Origin of the sequence: Mesobacillus sp., from assembly GCF_049588175.1 — a bacterium.
In the GTDB taxonomy this organism is placed as follows: Bacteria; Bacillota; Bacilli; order Bacillales; family Cytobacillaceae; genus Mesobacillus.
Window position 1 is genome coordinate 1 of the sequence record NZ_JBAVFI010000042.1, and the last position, 4,439, is coordinate 4,439.

The following is a 4,439-nucleotide window of genomic DNA, read 5'->3' on the forward strand; positions in this document are numbered from 1 at the left end:
AGAGTGGCCAGCCTGCCGCTCAAAATATGACGGATGGAAAAATACTTTCCGTATTCGATTTGCAGCTTTTTGATGATCGGTTCAAGAGCCCAGCATTCAGGGCAAAGAGGATCAACGAACATATATATTTCGAGTGGTTTCTTATCCAATCCAGAGCAGAACTCGGAGGGATCATAGCTCAATAGGTTCTCTCTGTTGAGTTTCATGTGCTCTCACCGTTCTCGTCATCTGGTGTATTGATCATATGCTGGGCAGTAAGGTAAAGGCGAGCATAAAAATCCTCCCTGACTGGCCCTTCAAGCCCCACTTCATCCATCGCTTCGGTCATGCATGCAAGCCAAGCGTTTGCTCGTTTAGGTGTTACTTCAAAAGGCAAGTGCCTTGCGCGGAGCATGGGATGGCCATGCTCACTTGTATATAAAGGTGGCCCCCCTAAATATTGTGTCAAAAACTGCTTCTGCTTTCGTGCAGTTTCAGAAAGATCATCAGGGAATATAGGAGCAAGATCAGGATGCATTCCTACCCGGTGGTAAAAAGCGTCGACCAGCCGGTGAAGTGTTCCTTCGCCAATGGCTTCGAATGGTAAGGTCTTATTCTCAACCATATTGATAACTCCTTTAAAATAGATTTTGGAAATTTCATTCAGCTTTGATAGTTATGCATTTATTTTAGCAATGCTAAATTTATATCTCAAACAAATAGCCTTGTAATCAGTTATTTTACAGTTTATCCGCTTTACTAATGTACACAAAAAGGCCGTCTGTTACCACTGACAGACGGCCGAAAGCGATGGAAATATCATCCATAGTACGTGCTGGTTATTTTTTTTACGTAATTTTGAGTTTCTTTGAAAGGGGGAATACCGCCATATTTATCGACATTTCCAGGGCCTGCATTATATGCGGCGAGTGCAAGCTCCACTTTGTTGTCGTACTTGTCCATCATTTGACGCAAGTATTTACTGCCCGCGAGAATATTTTCCGCTGGGTCAAAGATATTTTTTACCCCCAGGCTTCTGGCTGTTCCTGGCATCAGCTGCATTAAACCTGATGCACCTGCAGAGCTAATAGCATTCGGGTTGAAATTCGATTCCTTTTGTATCACAGACTTTATCAGCTTGGCAGGAAGATTGAACGCTGCCGCAGCTTGATCGACTATTTCATCAAAATGATGATTCTTCGCAGACAGCTTGGTTAGCTGAATAGGCGGGAGCATTTGCCCGATACTTACTTTATTCAAACCAAAGGAGTTCACTGCGGTTTCAGTATTGCCGAATAAATCTTCTAAACGAGCTGCCGTTGCGCCTAAGGCATCATTCTGTTCAGTAAGAAGCCCGGACAGCATTTCCTGGAACAGAGTGTTGCCGGATGGGGCAGATGTGCTGCTGAAGTTCTGTAGTGCTTGTAATTCAAGCGTGACTTTTAGCTGGTCAACGTTCATGATCAATTCTCCTGCCTGGTTTTACTCTTTAAAAAGATTGTATTTTAGTAAAACTTTATAATAAATGATTACCTTCTAGCTTCAGTGCCTGGCCAATTGGGTCATAAGCCTTCCCGCTTTCGGTTGTAAAACCGTTTGATTTTATTATCGGTTGTTCTCACTGGGATATTAAGTTCAACGAGCAATTCCGAGAAAATTTTAAAGCCTTCCGTTTCATCCATTACTTCATATTCTAGCTCATAATCCTCTGTATTTAAATAGTAACTATGGTCTAGTACAAGCAGTCCGCCCTTGTAATCAAATTCTGCACGATCAGTGGTCAATGAGCCGAAGTACTGCAGGGAATCCGCATCTTCTATCAATTTGGTGAGAGCGTCTTTCACTTCACCCTCCAGGATTTTTCCTGTTTTTAATATATATTCAGCCTGCTCTGGGTCAAGAAATTGATTGGTTTCAAGCAAGCCTTGTTCAGCTGGCTGTTTCAATGTCATTTCAAACTGAGTGCTCTTTTCTCGGATCCTTAATGCAGAGCCGTGAACTTTCAATGAAAAGGAGGGGGTATCAAAATAGTGATTAACCTGCTTTTTAATTTTAGTTTGATCTATTTTGAAGTACTTTTTTAGCCGAATGAATTCCTCGTTGGTCAGCATGTTTTTAAATTCAATTTCAATGTTCTGGCTCACTTTTACCGCCCTTTCGAATTTTAATGTCCTTATTATCTCGTTAAACAGCTTCCGCTTCAATCCTTAGTAGAAATTGCCTCAATATGATAAAATAAAAAAGATTATGGAGGTTGAAAAAATGAGCCAAAGAATTATGATTACCGATGCATTTATTAAAAATAATGAGCTGATGCTCATCACCGATTCAAAAGCAGAGATTGCTGATTTAACAGCAACAGGTCAAATGCTAGTTGATTCTGATCAATTATCTTTTATTTATATTGTCGAAAAGGAAGAAGGATATCAATATATATCGATTCCTTATGGAACCTGGAATGTGATCCATGAAGGCTTGCATGCTGGAATGGTAGCTAATCTTACTGCTGGCGAACAAATGCTTAAACTGAAAGGCTTCAGCGAGGAAATGGACTATTTAATCGCGAATATTACAGGGAATAGCAATTATGGAGAGGAAATGGTCGCGAAAGTGGAACAGGTTTTTGCCGCACCCTCCGCTTAGGCTTTCGTGAATAGAACCGGATGAGGTGACCGATGTGAAACACTGGGATCAATTTTTAGAACCTTACAAGCACGCTGTTGAAGAATTAAAAATAAAGCTAAAAGGCATTAGAAGCCAGTATGAACTGCAATCAGACCATTCCCCGATTGAATTTGTAACAGGAAGGGTAAAGCCTATTGCAAGCATCCTCGATAAAGCAAATCAAAAAAAAATTTCATTAGAAAAACTTGAAACGGAAATGCAGGATATTGCAGGCCTGAGAATTATGTGTCAATTCGTGGATGATATTAAAACAGTAGTTGAACTGTTAAGAAACCGGAATGACTTTGAAATCGTCGAGGAGCGGAATTACATATCTAATAAAAAAGCCAGCGGTTACCGCTCCTACCATGTAGTGATCCGTTATCCGGTACAGACGATAAGGGGAGAAAGAAAAATTCTTGCCGAGATTCAAATTCGCACACTGGCGATGAATTTCTGGGCAACCGTGGAACATTCTTTGAATTATAAGTATAAAGGGCTTTTTCCAGAAGATATAAAAATCAGGCTGCAGCGAGCAGCTGAAGCAGCGTTCCGCCTTGATGAAGAAATGTCAACAATCAGAGGAGAAATCCAGGAAGCACAGGCTTTCTTTACAAGAAAAAAAGAAATGCAGCAGGATGGGAAGAAATAGATTAAAACCGATATGCGGGGGTGTTTGGACTCATGAAATTTGCGATTACTTCAAAAGGGGATTCCCGGTCAAATACATTGATGCATAAAATGAGAACCTATCTTTTAGATTTTGATCTTATATATGATGAAGACCAGCCGGATATTTGCATCTCGGTTGGAGGCGACGGCACACTATTGTACGCGTTCCATCGTTACAGCAGCAGACTGGATAAAACTGCTTTTATCGGAGTACATACCGGGCATCTAGGTTTTTATGCCGACTGGGTTCCTGAAGAAATAGAGAAATTGGTGATCGCGGTAGCGAAAACGCCTTACCAGGTGATCGAATATCCCTTGCTTGAGGTAATCATCAGGTATCTGCATGGCGGAAGGGAAACAAGATATCTAGCGCTGAATGAATCAACGGTCAAATCCGTGGAAGGTACACTGGTCATGGATGTTGAGATCAGAGGACAGCACTTTGAACGCTTCCGTGGCGATGGGCTTTGCGTATCGACACCATCTGGAAGTACTGCATACAACAAAGCATTAGGTGGGGCGATTCTGCATCCTTCATTGCGAGCGATCCAGGTTGCCGAGATGGCTTCCATCAATAACAGGGTTTTCAGGACTGTAGGATCTCCGCTCATCTTGCCAGACCATCATACCTGCACACTCAAACCAGTTAACAGGCCAGATTTCCAGGTGACTGTAGACCATTTGACGCTCCTTCACAAGGATGTTAAATCAATCCAGTTCCGTGTGGCAGATGAAAAAATCCGCTTTGCAAGATTCAGACCGTTTCCATTTTGGAAGCGTGTCAGCGATTCGTTTATATCCGACAGCGATTAGATTTGATAAATCAAGATGAATACACAAATGGAGAATGGAGCAGCCGATATGGCAAATAACTTCAGCCTTGAATGGACAGCAGAAGCTTCAGACCAAGGTAAATTGCTAAGGGAATTTCTTAAAGAAAAGGAAATTTCGAGGTCGGCACTTACAGACATTAAGTTTAAAGGCGGGTTAATATCGGTAAACGCCCAAGAGGTGAATGTCAGGTATATGGTTAAAAGCGGTGATTCAGTCACAGTAATTTTTCCTGAGGAGGTTCCTTCATTTGGGCTGAAGGGAGAAGATATTCCGCTGTCCATTGTTTACGA

Annotated in this window: 7 protein-coding genes and 1 pseudogene; 4 read left to right on the plus strand and 4 right to left on the minus strand. The window is 41.7% G+C overall.

Features of this window, described 5'->3' with window-relative positions; genetic code table 11:
- From WB217_RS00910 to WB217_RS00925, 4 genes are all read right to left on the minus strand, one after another.
- A partial coding sequence (locus tag WB217_RS00910) for a DsbA family protein (protein ID WP_423989771.1) occupies window positions 1-206 on the minus strand: 206 nt, incomplete at its 3' end.
- Window positions 203-604 carry a globin gene (locus WB217_RS00915; protein ID WP_423989773.1) on the minus strand — a complete coding sequence of 134 codons (402 nt, stop codon included), beginning with the start codon at window positions 602-604 and terminating at the stop codon, window positions 203-205. The genes WB217_RS00910 and WB217_RS00915, both read right to left, overlap by 4 nt.
- Before the next feature lie 194 nt (window positions 605-798).
- A complete protein-coding gene (locus tag WB217_RS00920; protein ID WP_423989775.1) occupies window positions 799-1,440 on the minus strand; it encodes a lytic transglycosylase domain-containing protein in 642 nt (213 codons plus the stop codon).
- Window positions 1,441-1,541: 101 nt separating this feature from the next.
- Complete coding sequence (locus tag WB217_RS00925) at window positions 1,542-2,123, minus strand: CYTH domain-containing protein (protein WP_423989777.1); 582 nt, start codon at window positions 2,121-2,123, stop codon at window positions 1,542-1,544.
- 118 nt (window positions 2,124-2,241) lie between these two features.
- Here WB217_RS00925 and WB217_RS00930 point away from each other — a divergent pair, with 118 nt between their 5' ends.
- The 4 genes and pseudogenes from WB217_RS00930 to WB217_RS00945 all read left to right on the plus strand — a co-directional run.
- Window positions 2,242-2,622 carry a hypothetical protein gene (locus tag WB217_RS00930; RefSeq protein ID WP_423989779.1) on the plus strand — a complete coding sequence of 127 codons (381 nt, stop codon included), beginning with the start codon at window positions 2,242-2,244 and terminating at the stop codon, window positions 2,620-2,622.
- A 34-nt stretch (window positions 2,623-2,656) separates the two neighbouring features.
- Window positions 2,657-3,295: a GTP pyrophosphokinase gene (locus tag WB217_RS00935; protein ID WP_423989781.1), complete on the plus strand. Its 639-nt coding sequence runs from the start codon at window positions 2,657-2,659 to the stop codon at window positions 3,293-3,295.
- A gap of 32 nt (window positions 3,296-3,327) precedes the next feature.
- On the plus strand, window positions 3,328-4,128 hold the full coding sequence (locus WB217_RS00940) for an NAD kinase (RefSeq protein ID WP_423989783.1): 801 nt from the start codon (window positions 3,328-3,330) through the stop codon (window positions 4,126-4,128).
- Window positions 4,129-4,143: 15 nt separating this feature from the next.
- Window positions 4,144-4,439 (plus strand): annotated as a pseudogene (locus tag WB217_RS00945) (hypothetical protein); the annotation flags it as partial.

Excerpts from the sequence above, each read along its gene's own strand:
- WB217_RS00920 (WP_423989775.1), bottom strand. The coding sequence starts at position 1,440 with ATGAACGTTGACCAGCTAAAAGTCACGCTTGAATTACAAGCACTACAG.
- WB217_RS00930 (WP_423989779.1), top strand. The coding sequence starts at position 2,242 with ATGAGCCAAAGAATTATGATTACCGATGCATTTATTAAAAATAATGAG.
- WB217_RS00940 (WP_423989783.1), top strand. The coding sequence starts at position 3,328 with ATGAAATTTGCGATTACTTCAAAAGGGGATTCCCGGTCAAATACATTG.
- WB217_RS00915 (WP_423989773.1), bottom strand. The coding sequence starts at position 604 with ATGGTTGAGAATAAGACCTTACCATTCGAAGCCATTGGCGAAGGAACA.